Annotated in this window: 18 protein-coding genes; 12 read left to right on the top strand and 6 right to left on the bottom strand. The window is 72.9% G+C overall.

All coding sequences use genetic code 11. From position 1 onward, the window contains the following. Window positions 1-58 precede the first annotated feature (58 nt). Together ACGFNU_RS20445 and ACGFNU_RS20440 are read right to left on the bottom strand one after the other, a co-directional pair. A complete protein-coding gene (locus tag ACGFNU_RS20445) occupies window positions 59-814 on the bottom strand; it encodes an SRPBCC domain-containing protein (RefSeq protein WP_392595702.1) in 756 nt (251 codons plus the stop codon). A gap of 1 nt (window position 815) precedes the next feature. Beyond that, window positions 816-1436 (bottom strand): ArsR/SmtB family transcription factor, encoded by a 621-nt coding sequence (locus ACGFNU_RS20440; RefSeq protein ID WP_392595700.1) that lies wholly within the window; start codon window positions 1434-1436, stop codon window positions 816-818. A gap of 109 nt (window positions 1437-1545) precedes the next feature. Here ACGFNU_RS20440 and ACGFNU_RS20435 point away from each other — a divergent pair, with 109 nt between their 5' ends. After that, window positions 1546-2535 (top strand): helix-turn-helix transcriptional regulator, encoded by a 990-nt coding sequence (locus tag ACGFNU_RS20435; RefSeq protein ID WP_392595698.1) that lies wholly within the window; start codon window positions 1546-1548, stop codon window positions 2533-2535. On the opposite strand, the gene ACGFNU_RS20430 is transcribed toward ACGFNU_RS20435, so the two are convergent. Further along, complete coding sequence (locus ACGFNU_RS20430; protein ID WP_392595696.1) at window positions 2525-3130, bottom strand: TetR/AcrR family transcriptional regulator; 606 nt, start codon at window positions 3128-3130, stop codon at window positions 2525-2527. The two genes, ACGFNU_RS20435 and ACGFNU_RS20430, sit on opposite strands and share 11 nt — an antisense overlap. An 89-nt stretch (window positions 3131-3219) precedes the next feature. Between ACGFNU_RS20430 and ACGFNU_RS20425 the strand changes: the two genes are divergently transcribed. Together ACGFNU_RS20425 and ACGFNU_RS20420 are read left to right on the top strand one after the other, a co-directional pair. Beyond that, the gene (locus ACGFNU_RS20425) at window positions 3220-4206 is read left to right on the top strand and encodes an ATP-binding cassette domain-containing protein (protein WP_392595695.1); all 987 of its coding nucleotides are present in this window, start codon (window positions 3220-3222) and stop codon (window positions 4204-4206) included. Further along, on the top strand, window positions 4203-5036 hold the full coding sequence (locus tag ACGFNU_RS20420; protein ID WP_392595693.1) for an ABC transporter permease: 834 nt from the start codon (window positions 4203-4205) through the stop codon (window positions 5034-5036). The genes ACGFNU_RS20425 and ACGFNU_RS20420 overlap by 4 nt, the downstream gene beginning before the upstream one ends. Here ACGFNU_RS20420 and ACGFNU_RS20415 read toward each other — a convergent pair. Next, the gene (locus ACGFNU_RS20415) at window positions 5015-5887 is read right to left on the bottom strand and encodes a TetR/AcrR family transcriptional regulator (protein ID WP_392595691.1); all 873 of its coding nucleotides are present in this window, start codon (window positions 5885-5887) and stop codon (window positions 5015-5017) included. The genes ACGFNU_RS20420 and ACGFNU_RS20415 overlap by 22 nt on opposite strands. 108 nt (window positions 5888-5995) lie before the next feature. Here ACGFNU_RS20415 and ACGFNU_RS20410 point away from each other — a divergent pair, with 108 nt between their 5' ends. Together ACGFNU_RS20410 and ACGFNU_RS20405 are read left to right on the top strand one after the other, a co-directional pair. Next, entirely contained in the window at window positions 5996-6997 is a 1002-nt protein-coding gene (locus ACGFNU_RS20410) for an ATP-binding cassette domain-containing protein (protein WP_392595689.1), read from the top strand. Beyond that, complete coding sequence (locus tag ACGFNU_RS20405) at window positions 6994-7836, top strand: ABC transporter permease (RefSeq protein WP_392595687.1); 843 nt, start codon at window positions 6994-6996, stop codon at window positions 7834-7836. The genes ACGFNU_RS20410 and ACGFNU_RS20405 overlap by 4 nt, the downstream gene beginning before the upstream one ends. Before the next feature lie 59 nt (window positions 7837-7895). Here ACGFNU_RS20405 and ACGFNU_RS20400 read toward each other — a convergent pair whose 3' ends face one another. Next, window positions 7896-8402, bottom strand: coding sequence for a GNAT family N-acetyltransferase (locus tag ACGFNU_RS20400; protein WP_392595685.1), 507 nt, complete (start codon window positions 8400-8402; stop codon window positions 7896-7898). Window positions 8403-8413: 11 nt separating this feature from the next. Further along, window positions 8414-9490, bottom strand: a complete 1077-nt coding sequence (rsgA, locus tag ACGFNU_RS20395; RefSeq protein ID WP_392595683.1) for a ribosome small subunit-dependent GTPase A — start codon at window positions 9488-9490, stop codon at window positions 8414-8416. 276 nt (window positions 9491-9766) lie between these two features. Between rsgA and ACGFNU_RS20390 the strand changes: the two genes are divergently transcribed. The 7 genes from ACGFNU_RS20390 (at window position 9767) to ACGFNU_RS20360 (ending at window position 19199) form a co-directional block, all read left to right on the top strand. Then, complete coding sequence (locus ACGFNU_RS20390) at window positions 9767-11134, top strand: hypothetical protein (RefSeq protein WP_392595682.1); 1368 nt, start codon at window positions 9767-9769, stop codon at window positions 11132-11134. Window positions 11135-11219: 85 nt separating this feature from the next. Beyond that, window positions 11220-11945 (top strand): response regulator transcription factor, encoded by a 726-nt coding sequence (locus ACGFNU_RS20385; protein ID WP_392595680.1) that lies wholly within the window; start codon window positions 11220-11222, stop codon window positions 11943-11945. 7 nt (window positions 11946-11952) lie between these two features. Next, complete coding sequence (locus ACGFNU_RS20380) at window positions 11953-13359, top strand: ATP-binding protein (RefSeq protein ID WP_392595678.1); 1407 nt, start codon at window positions 11953-11955, stop codon at window positions 13357-13359. Between the two features lie 67 nt (window positions 13360-13426). Continuing rightward, window positions 13427-14689 (top strand): glycosyltransferase, encoded by a 1263-nt coding sequence (locus ACGFNU_RS20375; protein ID WP_392595676.1) that lies wholly within the window; start codon window positions 13427-13429, stop codon window positions 14687-14689. Continuing rightward, a complete protein-coding gene (locus ACGFNU_RS20370; RefSeq protein WP_392595675.1) occupies window positions 14686-16824 on the top strand; it encodes a glycosyltransferase family 39 protein in 2139 nt (712 codons plus the stop codon). Before ACGFNU_RS20375 ends, ACGFNU_RS20370 begins: the two co-directional genes overlap by 4 nt. 18 nt (window positions 16825-16842) lie before the next feature. Beyond that, window positions 16843-18861: an ArnT family glycosyltransferase gene (locus tag ACGFNU_RS20365; protein WP_392595673.1), complete on the top strand. Its 2019-nt coding sequence runs from the start codon at window positions 16843-16845 to the stop codon at window positions 18859-18861. A gap of 38 nt (window positions 18862-18899) precedes the next feature. Further along, a complete protein-coding gene (locus tag ACGFNU_RS20360) occupies window positions 18900-19199 on the top strand; it encodes a 4a-hydroxytetrahydrobiopterin dehydratase (RefSeq protein WP_392595671.1) in 300 nt (99 codons plus the stop codon). The last annotated feature ends 18 nt before the right edge of the window (window positions 19200-19217 follow it).

The raw sequence follows: 19217 nt of genomic DNA, 5'->3' as shown, positions 1-19217 counted from the left end.
GCCCGGCGACGACACGTCGCAGGCGCCCGCCTGACGTCGAGCCCGGTCGCTCAGGGCGTCAGCCGACCGGGAGTTCGTTGAGCCAGGCCTGCCACGCCTTCTCCGCCTGCGCCGCGTCCACGTCCGGCGCGAACAGGTGGTGGCCCGCCACCGCCACGCTGCCGCGGTGCGCCCCGGAGTGGATGAACCGGTAGAGCGCGTCATCGGTGCGCACGCCCAGGAACGTGGGGAGATCGACGTAATCGACGACGCCCTCGATGGGGGCGACCCCTTCGGCGGACAGGCTGACACGGTCGCCCTCGGCGACGGAGGAGCCCAGGCCGAGCCGCGCCTTGAGGGCCGTCCAGTAGCCCTCCGCCGGGACACCGGGCCGGAAGGCGGTGACCGTGCCCGCGTGCCGGCCGCGGAAGTGGACGAGGTATTGGCCCAGCGTGTGCAGGTACATGTCCCAGCCGGTCTTCATGGCCTCGTACTCGGTCTCCCAGTCGCCGCCCAGGATGCCGCTGTGCACCATCCGCAGGACCGTGGCCCCGCCGTCGCGGCCCTCGATGAGGTACTCCATGGCCATGAACGCGCCGTCCTCACCGGGCTCGGTGCGGTAGGCGAAGCGCTTGGCCGGTTCCCAGCCGGTGACGGTGGAGGTCTCGGTCGTCCCGGCCATGGTGAACGTGGTCGCGCCGCCCTCGCGCGGCTCGATCTCGCTGCGGCCCATGAACCAGGCGTCGACACCCGGGCCGGTGGCGATCGCGTCCCACACGTCCTCCGGGCTCGCCGCGAGCGTGATCTCCTTGTGCACTTCGAACTCGTGGCCCATGTCAGGACTCCTTGCTCTCGTCGGACCGCCCGGTCTCGGACACGGCCGGAACACTCGGATGGAGGGCGACGACGACGCGGTGGTCGCGTCCGCCCGGCGCGCCGTCGTCGTGGTAGCGGGACACCAGCGCGGTGACCGTCGCGGCCAGTTCCTCGGCGAACGCGGCGCGGTCGGCCGCCGAGGCGAACCGGACCCGGCCGTCGATGGCGAACGTGGCGACCCGCTTGTCGGCCTTGGCCGCACCGGTGATCAGGGCACCGACGTCCCGGACCAGCCGGGCGGCGACCGCCAGCAGCCAGCGGGCCGACAGCCGGTCGGGGGCGCGGTCGGGATCGGGCTGCACCGCCGCCAGCGCGAGGGGGGAGATGACGAACGAGACAGCGGTCGCCCGCATCATCCGCTCGGTGACGTTGCCCTTGCGGCGCTCCTCGACCAGCTCGACGAGCCCGTGCCGCTCCAGCGCCTTGAGGTGGTAGTTGACCTTCTGCCGGGCCAGCCCGACCCGCGCGGCCAGCATCGTCGCCGAGGCGGGCTCCGACAGCTCCGACAGCAGCCGGGCGCGCATCGGGTCGAGCGACACCTCGGCCGCCGCCGCGTTCTCGATCACCGCTACTTCGTCCATGCCCTCAGCCTGCCATCCGACAAGTCATAGCGTCAAGACAAACTTATTTGTCGGTATCATCGTCTATCTAGGTCAGGTCATGACCTAGCAGTAGCGCCATGATGGATCAATGAGCGACACCCCGGGCCGGCTGCTGAGCCTGCTGTCCCTGCTGCAGATGCCGCGCGAGTGGCCCGGGAGCGAGCTGGCCGAGCGGCTGCGCGTGAGCCCGCGCACGATCCGCCGCGACATCGAGCGGCTGCGCGAGCTGGGCTATCCGGTGGAGGCATCGATGGGAGCCGTGGGGGGTTACCGGCTGGTGGCAGGGACCGCGATGCCGCCGCTGCTGCTGGACGACGAGGAGGCCGTGGCCATCGCGGTCGGCCTGCGCACGGCCGCAGGCTACCCCGTCGACGGCATCGGAGAGGCGTCCGTCCGCGCGATGGCCAAGCTGGAGCAGGTGCTGCCGTCCCGGCTGCGGTACCGGGTCGGGGCGCTGAGCGCCGCGACGGTGCCGGTGCCGCCGCACGCGGGCAGGCCGAGCGTGGACCCCGAGGACCTCACCGTGCTCGCCGCGGCCGCCGCCAACCACGAGCGCCTGCGGTTCAGGTACGAGGGGGCCGGCGGCGGTGAGTCCCGGCGGCTGGTGGAGCCGTACCATCTCGTCCCCCTCCATCAGCGCTGGTACCTGGTCGCCTACGACGTCGAACGGGACGGATGGCGCGTCTTCCGCGTCGACCGCGTCCAGGAGCCGCGTCCCACCGGGCAGCGGTACGCACCGCGCGAGCTTCCCGGCGAGGACGCCGCCGCGTTCGTCACCGGAAAGCTCTATTCGCTCGTGCCGACCTACAGCGCGGTCGCCACCCTGCACGCCCCCGCCGAGCAGGTCCGGGGACGCGTGGGCGACGGTCCCGGCGACATCGAGCCCATCGACGATCACACCTGCCGGCTGCGCAGCCATACCGACACGCTGCCGTGGCTGGCCCAGTCGCTGCTGCTGCTCGGCTGCGAGTTCGAGGTGCACGAGCCGCCGGAGCTCATCGACCACCTCCGGGAGCTGAGCGGCCGGGCCCTGCGCGCCTCGGGCGGCACCGCCGCCCCGGCCGCGGCTAGCGGGTGAGCACGCCTCTCTCCAAGGTGCGGATCACCGTGGAGGTGACCCCGTGCCGGGGTATCAGCCCCTGCCCGGCCTGCTCGACCGCCGTGTAGACCAGCGCCCACACCACGTGCTGGATCCAGCGGGGGCTCAGCTCCGGGTCGAACACGCCCTCGGCCTGCCCGCGCTCGATGAGACGCAACACCGGGTCGTCCGGGGGGCCGCCGGCAGAGCCCTCGGGAGGGTCGCAGCCGGGATCGTCCTCGTCGGGATAGCCCTCCAGCACCCTCGGGTCGCCCCACAGGAACACCAGCTGATCGCCCGCGTCCACCATGCCGGCGACCAGGCGCCGCATCGCCTCCAGCGCCGAGCCCTCGTCCAGCGCGGCGCCCTGGGTCGCCTCCTGGACCACGGTGAGCGAGTCGTCGACGACGGCCCTGATCAGCACGTCGCGGTCGGGGTAGTAGCGGTGCAGCGTGCTGCGGCCGACGTCGGCGGCCTTGGCGATGTCGGCCAGCGTCGCGGACCTGTCGCGGGCGAGGACGGTCGCGGCGGCGCTCAGGATGGCGCGGCGGGTCCGTCCGCGTGCCCCTGACTCGGGAATCTCGGTCGTGCTCATCGCTCGAAAAGTATCACTTGACATCCATCGCGAGACATGTGGCACTCTCTATGGGACATCAATGTCCCAAAAACAAGGAATGGTGTTCCATGGATCCGGGTTTCGGCGTCTTCGCCGAGGGACTGACCAAACGTTTCAAGGCCACGACGGCGCTCGACGGGTTCGACCTCGCGGTGCCCGAAGGAACGGTGTGCGGGCTGCTCGGGCCGAACGGAGCGGGCAAGACCACCGCCGTGCGGATCCTGTGCACTCTCCTGCGCGCCGACGGCGGGCACGCCCGCGTCGCCGGGCACGACGTGCGCAGGGAGCCCGCGCAGGTACGGCACCGCATCGGCCTGACCGGGCAGGAGCCCGCCGTGGACGAGATCCTCACGGGCCGCGAGAACCTCGCGCTGTGGGGGCGGCTCTACCACCTGGGAGCGCGCACGGCCCTGCGGCGAGCCGACGAACTGCTGGAGCAGTTCGGCCTGGCCGACGCGGCCGGCAAGCGCGTGAAGCACTACTCCGGAGGTATGCGGCGACGGCTCGATCTAGCCGCGAGCTTCATCCTGGCTCCTCGTGTGCTCTTCCTGGACGAACCCACCACCGGTCTCGACCCGCGCAACCGCAACGAGGTGTGGAACGCCATCCGCGCGCTCGTCGCCGGCGGGACCACCGTCCTGCTCACCACGCAGCACCTCGACGAGGCCGACCAGCTCGCCGGGCAGATCGTCGTGCTCGACTCCGGCCGCGTGATCGCCGACGGCTCGCCGGAACGCCTGAAGTCCAGGGTCGGCGGCGACCGGATCGACCTCGTCCTGCACGACGCCGCCGAGCTCGATCAGGCCACGGCGATCCTCGGCCGGGTCAGCGGCGCCGCACCGCAGGCCGACCGGGACACCCGCCGCGTTCACGCGCCGGTCCGCGACCGGATCACCGCGCTCACCGAGACCGTGCGCGCGCTGCACGAGGCGGGCGTCAAGGTCGAGGACGTCGCGCTGCGGCGGCCCACGCTCGACGAGGTGTTCCTCAAGCTCACCGGCCAGCACGCCGGCACGCCCACCGCTCAGGCCGGCGACGGCGAGGTGGCCGCGTGACGACGTCCCCGCCGGTCGTTCCGCCGATGCCGCGGACCGCGCTGGAGAAGGTGCGCTGGACGCTCGTGGACGGGCGGGTCATCGCGGGCCAGGGCTTCGTCCACTGGGTGCGCAATCCCACGGTCGTGGTCTCGGTGCTGCTCTATCCGATCGTGGTGGTGCTGCTGTTCGGGTACGTGCTCGGCAGCGCGATGGTCGTGGCGGGCGGTGGCGACTACCGCGAGTACCTGATGCCGGGCATCTTCGCGCAGACGATGGTGTTCGGCGTCGCGGCGACCATGGCGGCCGTCTCCAGCGATGTGGCCAAAGGTGTCAGCGACCGGTTCCGCGCGATGCCGATCTCGCAGGCCGGGGTGGTGGTCGGCCGCAGCTTCGCCGACATGGTCAACTCGGTGATCGAGCTGGCGATCCTCGTCGGCTGCGGCCTGGTGGTCGGCTGGGGCTGGAACGAGGGCCCCGGGCGGGCACTGGCCGCGGCCGGGCTTCTGCTGTTGCTGCGCTTCGCGCTGATCTGGGTCGGCATCTACGTCGGCCTGCACATCGCCCCGGAGGCCGCCGGGGCCTCGTGGATGTTGCTGATGCCGTTGACGTTCCTGGCCAACACGTTCGTGTCGCCGTCACAGCTACCCGCCTGGCTGGGTGCCATCGCGGCGTGGAACCCGCTCTCGGCCACGGTCGGCGCGACCCGGGAGCTGTTCGGCAATCCCGGGGTGGGCGGCGACTCGTGGGCGGCGCAGCATCCCGTCCTGCTCGCGGTCGCGTGGCCCGTGGCGATCATCGCGGTCTTCCTGCCGCTGGCCGCGCGCCGCTACCGGCGCCTCGACCGCTGAGCATCCCCGGCGGGGACGTCGCGACCGGCGGCGGCCCCGCCGGGGGCGTCGGAGGCGGGGGCCTCGTCCGGGCCCGCCAACGAGAAGTCGATCAGATCGGCGACGTCGCGCCCGGACGCGTTGCCTGCGGGGGCGGCGCCTTCGATGGCGACGGCGATGCAGTCGAGCACGCGCTCCAGCCCGCTCCGGAACCGTTCGTCACGGTTCATGTGGGGCTGGCGCGCTTCGACGACGATCCGCGTGAACATCGGATAGTCGCCGCTGTCCATGAGCCGGCGCACATAGGGTCCGCTGCGGGCCATCCAGTCCGACTCGCCGACGCCGGACCGGCGCGACTCCTCGACCCACATGAGCTCGCCCCGGACGGTGCGCTCGACGTAACCGTGGAGGAGGTCGAGGAGCTCGAGGATCTCGTCGATGGGCTGGCCCACGTCGAGCGTGCCCACCACGAACTCGAGGAACCGGAGCTGGTTGGGGCCGAAGGCGGGCCGCCCGCGGTGCAGGCGGGCGATCCACGGATGCCGCAGCCACATCGCCCGGGTCTGCTCGGCGACGAGCCGCAGATCGGCGCGCCAGTCGCCGGTGGGCCGCTCGGGCAGGTCCTGCTCGCCCTCTATCAGGTCGACCATGAGCTCGATCAGGTCGTCGCGGCTCGGCACGTACCGGTAGAGCGACATGGCGCCCGCGCCGATCTCGGCGGCGATCCGCCGCATCGACGCGGCCTCCAGCCCCTCGGCGTCGGCGACGCGGACGGCCGCCTCGGTGATCTGCGCGCGGCTGTAGGCCGGACGCGGCCCCCGGGCGGGACGCTCGGGACGCATCCAGATGTTCGGGTACTCCTCGTCGCCCACCGGCCTGCCTCCTTCTTCGCCGCCGCCAGTCTATCTAGTTGCGTACATCGTACCCAGTAATCTACGCTGAGACCCTCAATCGCGTACGCCGTACCCAGTGGAGGGGCGATGGACGACCCGATAGTGATCGCCGAGGGGCTGCACAAGCACTTCGGCCGCACCCACGCCCTGCGGGGGCTCGACCTGCGGGTCCCGGCCGGCACCGTCTGCGGCCTGCTCGGCCCGAACGGCGCGGGCAAGACGACCGCCGTGCGCATCCTGGCGACGCTGTCCGAACCCGACGCCGGGCACGCGCGGATCGCCGGGCACGACGTGGTCGGCGAGGCCGACCAGGTCCGGGCGCGCATCGGCCTGGCGGGCCAGTACGCCGCCGTCGACGAGAAGCTCACCGGCCGCGGCAACCTGCGCCTGTTCGGCCGGCTCTACCACCTGCCGCGCCGGGAGGCGCACCGCCGGGCCGACGAGCTGCTCGAACGATTCGGCCTGACGGCGGCGGCCGACCGGCAGGTGGCCGGCTACTCGGGCGGCATGCGGCGCCGTCTCGACGTGGTCACCAGCCTCATCCTGCGGCCCCAGGTGCTGTTCCTGGACGAGCCGACGACCGGTCTGGACCCCCGCAGCCGCGGTGAGATCTGGGACAGCATCCGCGAACTGGTCGCCGACGGCACCACCGTCCTGCTGACCACGCAGTACCTGGACGAGGCCGACCGCCTCGCCGACGACATCGCCGTCGTCGACCACGGCCGGGTCGTCGCGTCCGGCACGCCCGACGAGCTCAAGGCCACCATCGGCGACCGCCTCGACGTCGTCCTGGCGGACCCGGCGATGTTGCGCGAGGCGGCCACGGTCATGCACCGGCTGGCGGGCACGGACCCGACGATGACCGGCGCCGAGTCGCTGAGCGTCGCCCTGACGGGCGGCGGCGTCCGGCTCGCGGACGCCGTGCGGGAGCTGGACCGGGCCGGGGTGGCCGCGGCCGACGTCAGCCTCCGGCGTCCCACGCTCGACGAGGTGTTCCTGCGCCTCACCGACCGCGGCGGCGCGAACGACGGCGATTCCGGCCAGGAATCCGATCGTGGATCCGGGCTGAAGAAGGAGGCGGTCCGATGACCACGGCACCTTCCGTCCCCGCCCCGGCCTCCTCGTTCGCCGGCCGGTTGCGGTGGTCGCTCACCGACGGGCTGACGCTGGTCGGGCGCGAGTTCTCCCGCCTGCGGCAGGAGCCCGGCCAGATCGTCGTCGCCATGATCTTTCCGGCGATCATGGTGGTGCTCTTCGGGTACGTGTTCGGCAGCGCGATCCGGGTGCCCGGCGGGGGCGACTACCGCGAGTACCTGATGCCGGGCCTGTTCGCCATGGTGACCTTCAGCTCGATGATGCTCGTGACGCTGAAGGTGGCCACCGACGCGTCCCGGGGCGTGATGGACAGGTTCCGCTCGATGCCGATGGCCCGCTCGGCCGTGCCGTTCGGGCAGGCGGGCGCCGAGACGCTGCTGGGCGGCGTGCTCGGCCTGGGAATCATGGCGGGGGCGGGCCTGCTGGTCGGCTGGCAGCCGCACCGCGGTCTGGTGCCGACCGCGCAGGCCTTCCTGCTGCTGATGCTGATGCGGTACGCGCTGGCCTGGGTCGGGTGCTACCTCGGCCTGGTCGTCAAGGACGAGCAGACCGCCGACCAGTTCGTGCCGTTGACCCTCCCGTTCACCATGCTGTCCAACTCGTTCGTGCCGACCGGCGGCATGCCCGCCTGGCTGCGGACCCTGGCCGACTGGAACCCGGTCAGCGCCCTCACCGCGGCCTGCCGGGAGCTGTTCGGCAATCCGGGCGTGCCGGCGGGCGACACCGCCTGGCCGATCGCCCACCCGGTCACGGCCACGCTCCTGTGGTCCGCCCTGCTCCTGGTGGTGTTCGTGCCGTTGACCGTGCGCACCTACGAGCGCAAGGGCCGCTGAAGCGGCGGCGGGCCGGGCGGTGGCCGGCGGGGACGCACCCCGCCGGCCACCACCGCGCGCTAGACCCCGAAGGGCGCCGCGTAGCGGATCGTCCCGGCGGGCACCGGGCCCGCGCCGCCGAGGACGAGCGCCATCAGCGCCTCATCGGGCACCTCGAACGAGGTCCGGATCCCCAACGCGGACGCCCGGACGAACCCGAACCTCGGGTAGTACTCCGGGTGCCCGAGGACGACGACGAGGCGTTCGCCCCGCTCGCGCGCCGCCCCCAGCGCGGCGCGCACGGCGGCGCCGCCCGCGCCTCGACGCTGATGCGCGGGGAGAACGGCGACCGGCGCGAGCGCCAGAGCGGCCTCGTCACCGACATGGCAGCGGGTCAGCAGCGCATGGCCCGCCACCTCGCCGTCCGGATCCTCCGCCACCCAGGACAGGCCGGGCAGCCACGCCGCGTCCTCGCGGAGGGCGTCGACGAGGTCGGCCTCCTGCGCGGTCGGGAACGCGGCCTCGACCACCCGGCGCACGGCCGGCACGTCCCGGCCGGTCTCGGGCCTGGTCTTCCACTCGGTCATGGCGTCCCCCTTCACCGGTCGCGGCCGTTGGCCTTGTAGTGCTGGCGTTGCCACTTGGTGATGGCCTTCCGGCTGTTCTCGCGCTCGGCGCGCAGCCGCGCGTCGTTGCGTGAGGCGGCCCAGGCGTTCTCGCGCAGCAGTTTCCGGTAGCTGTCCAGGCGGCGCTGGGCCAGGACGCCGTCCTCGATGGCGGCCAGCACGGCACAGCCGGGCTCGGTCTCGTGGGCGCAGTCGGCGAAGCGGCACTCCGCCGCGAGCTCCTCGATCTCGGCGAAGGTCTGCTGCAGACCTTCCCCGGCGTCGAACAGGCCGATCCCCCGGAGCCCGGGGGTGTCGATCAGCACGCCCCCGTACGGCAGCGGGAGCAGTTCGCGGCGGACCGTCGTGTGGCGGCCCTTCCCGTCCTGGTCCCGGACCGCGCCGGTGGCGAGGAGCTCGGCGCCCAGCAGGGCGTTGCCGAGCGTGGACTTGCCCGCGCCGGACGGGCCGACCAGCACCACCGTGCCGGTGAGCACGGCGGCGGCGATGTCCACGCCGTCGCCGGTCGTGGCGCTGACGGTGACGATGTCGACGCCGGGCGCGGCCGTGGCGACCTCGGCCTCGGCGGCCGCCGGATCCTCGCTCCGGTCGGCCTTGGTCAGGACGATCACCGGCCGGGCCCCGCTCTCCCAGGCCAGGGCCAGCAGCCGCTCGACGCGGCCGAGGGCCAGGCGCGCGGCGAGCGAGACCGCGATCGCGATGGTGTCGACGTTGGCGGCCAGGACCTGGCCGTGCGAGTGCTGCGAGGCCGACGAGCGGACGATGGCCGTCCGCCGGGGGAGCAGGGCGGCCACGGCCGGGTGCTCCCCGGTCCGCAGCGCCGCCCAGTCCCCGGTGCAGGGACCCTGGACCGGGTCGTCGGGCGAGGCGACCGGCGTGGTGTCGGCGCGCAGGAGGCCGTGCTCGGTGATGGCGTCGCACTGGCCGCGGTCCACGGCGGCGATGCGGGCAGGGATCAGCCCTGCCTCGCGATAGGGGGAGAAGTCTTTCTCCAGGCCCTCATCCCAGCCATAGGTGAGGAGAGCCTGCGGAAACGCAGATGAAGACAACGGATTGAACCCTTGCGTGAAGGGGCCCCGGCGCCGACCGGAGGTCGGAGAAAGTGAGAGTCAGCCGAGGGCCCGGGACATGAGGTGGGCCGGAGTGCTGCACGCGGCAGCCATCACCGCGACGGCCATACACCTCACCTCCCTAGAGTTCGCGGACAAATATACACGGATCGCCCGCGACCCGCTGGCCCGGCGACAGCCGCGACATATCTCGTTTTGGTCCTCTGTGGCGGTTATGGTGAAGAGGGCGGAACCTCACCGGACAGGGGCATGGTGGTGGACGACAGGATCGAAGGCGGCGCTCACGCGCCCGGGGAACGGTCCACGAAGGACGGCGGGCGGCTGGAGCCGGCCAAGGCAGAGACAGCGAAGACCGAGCCCGCGAATCACGAGCCTGTGAAGCTCGAACTGGCGAAGCTCGATCAGGCGGCCGCGGACCGCATCGAGGACGTCTGGAACGCCCTGGCCCCGGCCGCGGCAGGCGCCGCGCGGGCGGCGGCCACCATCAGCGAACCGGTCCGGCAGGCGGCCCGCGAGGCGGCCGCCCGCGCCGCCGTCCAGATCGTGGACCAGCTGTCCGGCACCCCGGCGATGCGGATCGTCGAGCAGGCGGCGCGGGACGCCGCCGTCAAGGTGGCCGCCACGGCGGCCGAGAAGGCGGTGGCCGAGGCCCGGGCCGTGGCCGAGTCCAACGCCGTCACCGGCGCCGCTCTGGAGATGACCACCAGCGCGCTCACCCTCGCCGGCCAGGCCGCCCAGCATCCGATGGCGATCGCCGCGGCCAGGCTCGCCGCCCGCAACCCCTTCGCCCGCGCGGCCACCGCCACCGCCCTCGACGTGGCGAGCCGCACCGTGTCCGCCCCGATCGTCCAGGCCGCCTCCAAGGCCGTGGTCGACACCGCGCTGGACGCGGTGGCCGACGTCGCGGTGGAGGTCGCGCTGGAGGTGGGCGGCGACATCGTCGTGGCCGTCGTCCAGCAGGCAGCGCGCGAGGCGGCCCGCGATCTCGGCCGGGGAGTACGCAGCCGCGCCCAGGAAGCCGTGGCGCTGGCCGAACTCACCCCGGTGACGGCGGTCGCCGCCGAGATCGCGGCCGACGTCGCCCGCCAGGCCGCGCAGAGCGAGGCCGCACGCGAAGCCGCCCGCACGGCCTCGGGCCTGCTGGCCGCGGCCGCGGGCAGCGCCGTGGCGCGCACGGCGCGGGGCCTGGTCACGCAGCTGGCCACCCGCGCCACCATCTACGCCATCGAGACGGTGATGGCCGAACTGATGCGCGAGGCCCTGAAGCTGGCGATGAAGGACGCGCTGCGCGACCTGATGCGCGACGTGGCCAAGGACGTCGTCGTCGACGTCATGAAGACCACCTGGGTGACGGCGACGCGTCCCGCCCCGGCCCCCCACCCGCCCGGCGGCGCCACGGTCACCGGCATCGCCGTGCGGGTCACGACGCGGACCGCGCCGGGTTCCGTGCCCAAGATCGCGGTCAGCACGCTCAAGAACGCCTCGCGGTACCGGGTGTGGTCCCGCCGCAACCGCCTGCCGACCGCCCCCGCGCTGCCCGCGGCGATCATCACTGTCGGCACCGACGCCGCCGGCGGCGGCGCCACCGCCGTCGTGCGCACCACCGTCGACCGGGCCTCGTAAGGCGCCGCTCAGAACTTCGTGAGAGATCCATGAGAAACCGGGCACCGCGTGCCCGGCCGGGGTATGCGCTGGTTACGGTGGGTGCATGGAGCCTGGAACGCCGGGGGCTGTGCCGGCCCGCATCTTGATCGTGGACGACGAGCCCGCCGTGCGCGAGTCGCTGGTCCGCAGCCTGGAGTTCGAGGGCTACGCGGTGGCCGAGGCCGCCGACGGGACGGCGGCGCTCGACCGCGTCGCCCGCGAGGAGCCCGATCTCGTCGTGCTCGACGTGCTGATGCCCCGGATGGACGGCCTGACCGCGTGCCGCCGCATGCGCGCCCAGGGGGCGACGATGCCGGTGCTCATGCTGACCGCCCGCGACATGGTCGGTGACCGCGTGACCGGCCTGGACGCCGGCGCCGACGACTACCTGGTCAAGCCGTTCGAGCTGGACGAGCTGCTGGCCCGCATCCGCGCCCTGCTGCGCCGCAGCGCGATGGCGGCCCCGGCGGCGGACGCGCCGGACGAGGAGACTCTCACCTTCGACGACCTGCGGATGAACACCCTCACCCGCGAGGTCACCCGCGCCGGCAAGCCGCTGGAGCTCACCCGCACCGAGTACATGCTGCTGGAGATGTTCCTGCTGCACCCGCGCCAGGTGCTCACCCGCGAGCAGATCCTGGAGACGGTGTGGGGCTTCGACTTCGAGCCCGCGTCCAACTCCCTCGACGTTTACGTGATGTACCTGCGCCGCAAGACCGAGGCCGACGGACTGCCGCGCCTGGTCCACACCGTCCGCGGCGTCGGGTACGTGCTGCGCTCCGCGGCGTGATGCCGTGATGAGACGCCTCACCCTCCGCGCCCGGCTGGCCCTGCTGACGGCGGTCGCGGTCGCGGTGGCCGTCGCCGTCTGCGCCCTCGCCAGCTGGTTCATGACCCGCGACCAGCTGTACGCCCAGTTCAACCACACGTTGCAGAGCTCCAACACCGGCCCGCCCAACCTGCTGCGGGACGCGAAGATCGCCTGTACTCCCGATGAGACCGACGGCGGGCCCTATCCCTTCGGCACTCTCCAGCTGGTGCGAGAGGACGGCCAGCGCTGCGCCATCCCCGGTTCGAAGACGCTGGTGGTCACCGAGGCCGACATCCAGGTGGCGAGGGGCGAGCTGAAGCAGTCGCTCCATGACGGCACCATGTCCGACGGGACCCCCGTCCGGATCTTGACGCGGCCCATGCGCGAGTGGCGCGGCGAGCCGGGCCCCGGCTACGCGCCGACCGATCAGCAGCGCGCCGCCGTCTCGGTCGCGCTGCCGCTCTCCCAGGTCGAGGACCCCCTCGACACGCTCGCTCTGCTGCTGCTCGCGGTTTCGGCGCTGGGCATTCTCGGCGCGGCGTCCGCGGGGCTGGTGATCGCGCGGGCCTCGCTGCGGCCGGTGGACGAGCTGACCGGCGTGGTCGAGCACATCGCGCGGACCGAGGACCTGGACACCCGGATCCCGGCGGAGGGCGTGGACGAGATCGCGCGGCTGAGCCGTTCGTTCAACACGATGACGGCGGCGCTCGCCGCCTCCCGCGACCGGCAGCAGCAGCTCATCGCCGATGCCGGGCACGAGCTGCGGACACCGCTGACCAGCCTGCGCACCAACATCGACCTCCTCATGCGGTCGGAGGACACCGGCAGGCCCCTCCCGCCGGAGACGCGGCACCGGATGCTGGTGAGCGTCAAGGCGCAGATGCAGGAGCTGTCCAGCCTCGTCGGCGACCTGCTCGAACTGGCGCGGCCCGAGCAGGAGGACCCCGTCCAGGAGGAGGTCGCGCTGCACGAGGTCGTCGGCCGCGCGGTGGAACGCGCGCGGTTGCGCGGGCCGGGCCTGCGCATCGAGGCCGAGGCCAAGCCCTGGTACGTGCACGGCGATCCCGGCTCGCTGGAGCGGGCCGTGGTCAACCTGCTCGACAACGCGGTGAAGTTCAGCCCGCAGGACGGCACGGTAGAGGTGCGGCTGTCCGGCGGCGAGCTGACCGTGCGCGACCACGGCCCCGGGATCGACCCGGCCGACCTGCCGCACGTGTTCGACCGGTTCTGGCGTTCGACGTCGGCGCGGAGCCTGCCCGGCTCCGGGCTCGGGCTGTCGATCGTGTCGCGGGTGGTGCACGAGTGCGGCGGCGAGGTGCGGCTCGACCCGGCCGACGGCGGGGGGACGCTGGCCCGCGTCCGGCTGCCCGGCACCGTCGCGCCGGCGGGCTGACGGTTTCTCATCCCCGGTTAATGATCGGCTCAGGCCGCTCCCACACCGGGTGGCGACGGTGGTCCCCATGAGCCCATTGGTCACCGAAACGGCGCCTCCCGCCGCGACGCAGCCAGGCCGCCCGGAGAACGGCGGACGGCAGCGCCTGGTCGAGGTCGTCGTGCCCGTCTACAACGAGGAGCACGTCCTCGAGGCCAGTGTCAGGCGGCTGTACGCCTACCTGTCCGAGACGTTCCCCTATCCGTTCCGCGTCACGATCGCCGACAACGCCAGCACCGACTCGACCTGGCATGTCGCCGAGGCGCTGATGGCCGACCTGCCGCGAGTGCGGGCGGTGCGGCTGGAGCGCAAGGGACGCGGCCGCGCGCTGCGGCACGTGTGGAGCGGCAGCGACGCCGACGTGGTCGCGTACATGGACGTGGACCTGTCCACCGACCTGGACGCGTTCCTGCCACTGGTCGCGCCGCTGATCTCCGGTCACAGCGACCTGGCGATCGGCAGCAGGCTGTCGCGCGGCTCGGCCGTGGTGCGCGGGCCCAAGCGTGAGATCATCTCCCGCTGCTACAACCTGCTGCTGCGCACCGCGCTCGCGGCGCGGTTCTCCGACGCGCAGTGCGGTTTCAAGGCCGCTCGCACCGAGATCGTGCAGGCGCTGCTGCCGTCGGTCGAGGACGAGGAGTGGTTCTTCGACACCGAGCTGCTGCTGCTCGCCGAGCGCAACGGGCTGCGCATCCACGAGGTGCCGGTCGACTGGGTCGACGACCCCGACAGCCGCGTCGACGTGCTGCACACCGCGCTGGACGACCTGAAGGGCATGGCCCGCGTCGGGCGCCGCATGCTGACCGGCGCGTTCCGCGCCCCGGTCGGCGGCAGGCAGCGGCCGAAGCTGCCGAGCGGCATGGCCCGGCAGCTGCCGAGCTTCGCGATCATCGGGGTCGTCAGTACGCTCGCGCAGCTGCTGCTGTACGTGCTGCTGCGCATGGTCACCGGGCCGTTCGCCGCCAACGCGCTGTCGCTGGTGATCACCGCGATCGGCAACACGGCCGCCAACCGCCGGTTCACCTTCGGGGTCACCGGCACGCAGGGCGCGTTCCGGCAGCAGCTCGAGGGCGGCGCGGCGTTCCTGCTCGGCCTCACGCTCAGCACCGGTGGCCTCGCCCTGCTCCACGCCGTCGCGCCCGGCTCCTCGCGGACCGTCGAGCTCGGCGCGCTCATCTGCGCCAACGGCGTCGCCACACTGGTCCGCTTCCTGCTCATGCGCGCCTGGGTCTTCCACCCCCGCCGGGTGGAGGCCCAGCCGCCGAACTACACCGGGGGACAGAACCGATGACCACCATCCGACCGATCGCCACGCCGCAGGCGGAGGCACCGCCCGGCGAGGCCACCGGCCAGGCGCCGGAGAGAAACCGGATCACCCGGCTGTTCCTCGGACGGCCCGAGGACCCGGCCTGGGTCCGGCCCGTGCTCTGGGGCGTCCTGCTGATCGCGGGCGCGCTGTACGCGTGGGGGATGTCGGCGAGCGGCTACGCCAACTCCTACTACTCGGCGGCCGTGAAGAGCGGCACGCAGAGCTGGAGCGCGTTCTTCTTCGGCTCGCTGGACACCGGCGACTTCATCACCGTGGACAAGCCGCCGATGGCGTTGTGGGCGCAGGAGCTGTTCGGGCGGGTCTTCGGATTCGGCACGTTCAGCCTGCTGTTCCCCGAGGTGCTGATGGGGGTCGCGGCCGTCGCCGTCCTCTACACCACCGTCAGGCGCGCGTTCGGCTACAAGGCGGCGCTGGTCGCGGCGGTCGTCCTCACGCTGACGCCGATCACGGTGGCGATCAACAGGGACAACAACCCCGACACGATGCTGGTGCTGTTCCTGGTCCTGGCGGCCTGGGCGGTCCAGCGCTCCATCGAGTCGGGCCGGGTGCGGTGGCTGCTGGCGTCGGCGTTCTTCGTCGGCTGCGGCTTCAACACCAAGATGCTCCAGGCCTACCTCGTCGTGCCCGCTCTCGCGCTCGCCTACCTGGTCGCGGCCAAGCCCGGTCTGCTGCGGCGCATCGGGCACCTGCTCGGGGCCGGTGCCGTGCTCGCGGCGTCCAGCTTCTGGTGGATGCTCATCGTCGACCTGATCCCCGCCAAGAACCGCCCGTACATCGGCGGCAGCACCGACAACACGGTGTGGGACCTGGTCATCGGCTACAACGGTCTCGGCCGGATCTTCGGCCAGGGTGGCGGGCCCGGTGGCGGGCGCGGTGGTGGCGGCGGGGGCGCGAGCTTCGGCGGTGCGTCCGGCGTCGGGCGGCTGTTCAACGACATCCTGGGCGGCCAGATCTCCTGGCTGCTGCCGTTCGCCGCGATCGCGCTGGTGGCGGGACTGGTGCTGGCGGGGCGGCGGCCGCGCGCCGACCTGGCGCGGGCGGCCCTGCTGATCTGGGGCGGCTGGCTGATCGTGCACTACCTGGTGTTCAGCCTCGCCGAGGGCACCTTCCACCCCTACTACTCGACGGCGATGGCGCCCGCCATCGCCGCGCTGACCGGCGCGGGCGGGGGCATGCTGTACGAGGCCGGCAAGCGCTCGGCCGCCTGGGCGTGGGTCCTGCCCGCCGGTGTGGCCGTCACAGGCGCGTGGTCGTTCGTGCTGCTCGACCGCACTCCTGGCTGGAACCCGTGGCTGCGCTGGGTCGTCGTGGCGTGCACCGTTGTGGCCGTCCTGCTCTTCGCGGCGGGACGTGTGGGCGGTGTGCGGCGTCCGGCCGCTTTGGCCGCGCTGGTGGTCGCGCTCGTGGCGGGCCTGGCCGGGCCGGGCGCGTACGCGGTGTCGGCTGCCTCCACGGCGGCGAACGGGACCAACCCGCTGGCCGGGCCGAGCAGCGGCTCGGGCTTCGGCGGGCCGGGCGGCGGCATGCGCGGCGGGATGCCCGGTGAGATGCCCGGCGGGATGCCTCCCGGCATGAGGTCGGGTCAGGCGCCGTTCGGCGGTCAGCCGCCGACCGGCCAGGCACCGACGGGTCAGCAGCAAAGTGGTCAGCGGGCGAACGGCCAGCGGCAGGACGGCGGCGGTTTCAGAGGCGGTTTCGGAGGCGGCTTCGGAGGCGGCATGCGGGGCCAGGTCGACACCAAGATGGTCTCCTACCTGGAGCAGCACCGCGGGAACGCGCAGTGGCTGGTCGCGGTCGGCAGCGCGCAGCAGGCCTCGTCGCTGATCCTGGAGACCGGTGAGCCGGTCATCGCGATGGGCGGCTTCTCCGGCAGCGACGCGGCCATGACGGTCGCCAAGCTGCAGGAGTACGTGAAGGCGGGCAAGCTCCGCTACATCCTCATCAGCGGTGAGGGCCGCGGCGGGCCCGGCGGCGGAGGCAGCACCGAGGTCACCGCGTGGGTGAAGAAGAACGGCACCCTCGTCGACCCGTCCACCTACGGCGGCTCGTCCTCGTCCACCTCGGACGGCGGCGCGCAGCTCTACCACCTGGGCTGATCTCATATGACCGCAACCATGACACCCACAGTGGCACCGGCCCCGGCATCGGCGCGTGATCCGCGCTGGGCGAGACCCTCTCTACTGGCCCTGCTCGTGCTGACGGCCGTCCTGTACGTGTGGGACCTGGGCTCGTCGGGCTGGGCGAACTCCTTCTACTCGGCCGCGGTCCAGGCCGGGGCGTCGGACTGGAAGGCGTTCTTCTTCGGCTCCTCCGACGCGGCCAACGCCATCACCGTCGACAAGACACCGGCGGCGCTGTGGCCGATGGCGCTGGCGGCGCGGGTGTTCGGCGTCAACGCCTGGAGCATCCTGGTGCCGCAGGCGCTGATGGGCGTGGCCACCGTCGGCACCCTGTACGCGACGGTGCGCAGGGGCTTCGGTGCCGGCGCCGGCCTGCTGGCCGGGGCGGCGCTGGCGCTCACGCCGGTGGCCGCGCTGATGTTCCGCTTCAACAATCCCGACGCGCTGCTGGTCCTGCTGCTGACGGTGGCGGCGTACGCGCTGGTGCGGGCCCAGGAGAACGCACGCACGGGCTGGCTGGTGCTGGCGGGCTCGTGCGTGGGGTTCGCGTTCCTGGCCAAGATGTTGCAGGCGTTCCTGGTCGTGCCGGTCTTCGCGCTGGTCTACCTGGTGGCGGCGCCGACCCTGGTGCGGCGCCGGATCTGGCAGCTGCTCCTGGCGGGCGCCGCGATGCTGGTGTCGGCGGGCTGGTGGGTGGCGATCGTCGCGCTCGTCCCCGCCGGGTCGCGTCCCTACATCGGCGGCTCGCAGCACAACAGCGTGCTGGAGCTGGCGCTGGGCTACAACGGGCTCGGCCGGCTGAACGGCGAGGAGACCGGCGGGCTGGGCAACCTCAACCAGGACGCGGGCTGGCTGCGCATGTTCGGGGACTCGATCGGCGGCCAGATCTCGTGGTTGCTGCCCGCCGCGCTGATCCTGGCGGCGGCCGGGCTGTGGATCACCCGGCGTGCGCCGCGCGCCGATCCGGCGCGTGCGGCGTTCGCCCTGTGGGGCGGCTGGCTGCTCATCACCGCCGTGATCTTCAGCTTCATGCAGGGGATCTTCCACGAGTACTACACGGTCGCGCTCGCTCCGGCGATCGCGGCGCTGGTGGGAATGGGAGCGGCCATGCTGTGGCAGCGGCGGCGCGTCCCGGCGGCCGCCGCGGCCCTGGCGGGCACGTTGGCGGTGACGGCGGTGTGGTCGTTCGTGCTGCTCGGCCGTACGCAGGACTGGCATCCGTGGCTTGGGCCGGCGGTGCTGCTCGGCGGCCTGGTCGCGGCGGGGCTCATGCTCGCCACGGTGTGGCTGCCGCGCGCCGCGGTGGTCGGCGCCGCGGCGCTGGCCCTGGCGACCTCGTTCGCGGGGCCCGCCGCGTACGCCGTCGACACGGTGACCACGCCCAAGACCGGCGCGATCGTCACGGCGGGCCCGTCGACGGGCGGCGGTCCGGGCGGGCGAGGCGGGCCCAAGGGTGGTTTCGGCGGGGGGCGTCCACCGGGCATGCAGACACGGTTCTCGCAGGGCCAGAACGGCGGGGGCTTCGGTCCCGGCGGCGCCGGTCAGGGCCAAGGCCAGGGCCGGGGCATGAGTCAGCCGCCCGGCGCGATGGGCGGCGCCCGCGGCGGCGGGATGGGCGGCGGGCCGGGCGGCCTGCTGAACGCCACGACGCCGAGCGCCGAGCTGACGGCCCTGCTGAAGGCGAACGCCGGCTCCTACACCTGGGTCGCGGCGGCCGTCCGGTCCAACAACGCGGCCGGCTACCAGCTGGCGACCGGGAAGCCGGTGATGGCGGTCGGGGGGTTCAACGGCACCGATCCGGCGCCCACCCTCGCCCAGTTCCAGCGATACGTCCGGGAGAAGAAGATCCACTACTTCGTCGGCGGCGGGACGGGTGGCGGTTTCGGCGGCGGGATGTCGCGAGGGTCGGGCGGCAGCGACGCGGCGCAGCAGATCAGCGCCTGGGTCACCGCCACGTTCACGGCGAAGACCGTCGGCGGCGTCACCGTGTATGACCTCACGGCGTCGCGGTGATGTACTCGGGGGCGAGGCACCACCGAAAGGAGAGAGCGATGGCAGACACCCTCGATGACGCCGCCATCACCACCCACCTGAAGGAGCTGCCCGAGTGGTCGCGTGCGGGGGACGAGATCCGCCGGGAGCTGACGGCCCCCTCGTTCCTGGCCGGCATCGATCTGGTGGTCGAGGTCGCGCGGGCCGCCGAGGACGCCGACCACCATCCCGACATCGACATCCGCTGGCGCACCGTCACGTTCGCGCTGAGCACGCACAGCGCCGGCGGGCTGACCGGCAAGGACTTCGACCTGGCGCGGCGCATCGACCGGATCGCCGACGAGCTCGCGGCCCAGTAGTGGCGGTGGAGTAGTGCC

Source organism: Spirillospora sp. NPDC048911 (assembly GCF_043198015.1).
Classification (GTDB): Bacteria; Actinomycetota; Actinomycetes; order Streptosporangiales; family Streptosporangiaceae; genus Spirillospora.
This window is presented reverse-complemented; position numbering and strand designations above follow the sequence as displayed.

Excerpts from the sequence above, each read along its gene's own strand:
- ACGFNU_RS20445 (WP_392595702.1), bottom strand. The coding sequence starts at position 814 with ATGGGCCACGAGTTCGAAGTGCACAAGGAGATCACGCTCGCGGCGAGC.
- ACGFNU_RS20440 (WP_392595700.1), bottom strand. The coding sequence starts at position 1,436 with ATGGACGAAGTAGCGGTGATCGAGAACGCGGCGGCGGCCGAGGTGTCG.
- ACGFNU_RS20435 (WP_392595698.1), top strand. The coding sequence starts at position 1,546 with ATGAGCGACACCCCGGGCCGGCTGCTGAGCCTGCTGTCCCTGCTGCAG.
- ACGFNU_RS20430 (WP_392595696.1), bottom strand. The coding sequence starts at position 3,130 with ATGAGCACGACCGAGATTCCCGAGTCAGGGGCACGCGGACGGACCCGC.
- ACGFNU_RS20425 (WP_392595695.1), top strand. The coding sequence starts at position 3,220 with ATGGATCCGGGTTTCGGCGTCTTCGCCGAGGGACTGACCAAACGTTTC.
- ACGFNU_RS20410 (WP_392595689.1), top strand. The coding sequence starts at position 5,996 with ATGGACGACCCGATAGTGATCGCCGAGGGGCTGCACAAGCACTTCGGC.
- ACGFNU_RS20405 (WP_392595687.1), top strand. The coding sequence starts at position 6,994 with ATGACCACGGCACCTTCCGTCCCCGCCCCGGCCTCCTCGTTCGCCGGC.
- ACGFNU_RS20400 (WP_392595685.1), bottom strand. The coding sequence starts at position 8,402 with ATGACCGAGTGGAAGACCAGGCCCGAGACCGGCCGGGACGTGCCGGCC.
- ACGFNU_RS20385 (WP_392595680.1), top strand. The coding sequence starts at position 11,220 with ATGGAGCCTGGAACGCCGGGGGCTGTGCCGGCCCGCATCTTGATCGTG.
- ACGFNU_RS20380 (WP_392595678.1), top strand. The coding sequence starts at position 11,953 with ATGAGACGCCTCACCCTCCGCGCCCGGCTGGCCCTGCTGACGGCGGTC.
- ACGFNU_RS20375 (WP_392595676.1), top strand. The coding sequence starts at position 13,427 with ATGAGCCCATTGGTCACCGAAACGGCGCCTCCCGCCGCGACGCAGCCA.
- ACGFNU_RS20370 (WP_392595675.1), top strand. The coding sequence starts at position 14,686 with ATGACCACCATCCGACCGATCGCCACGCCGCAGGCGGAGGCACCGCCC.
- ACGFNU_RS20365 (WP_392595673.1), top strand. The coding sequence starts at position 16,843 with ATGACACCCACAGTGGCACCGGCCCCGGCATCGGCGCGTGATCCGCGC.
- ACGFNU_RS20360 (WP_392595671.1), top strand. The coding sequence starts at position 18,900 with ATGGCAGACACCCTCGATGACGCCGCCATCACCACCCACCTGAAGGAG.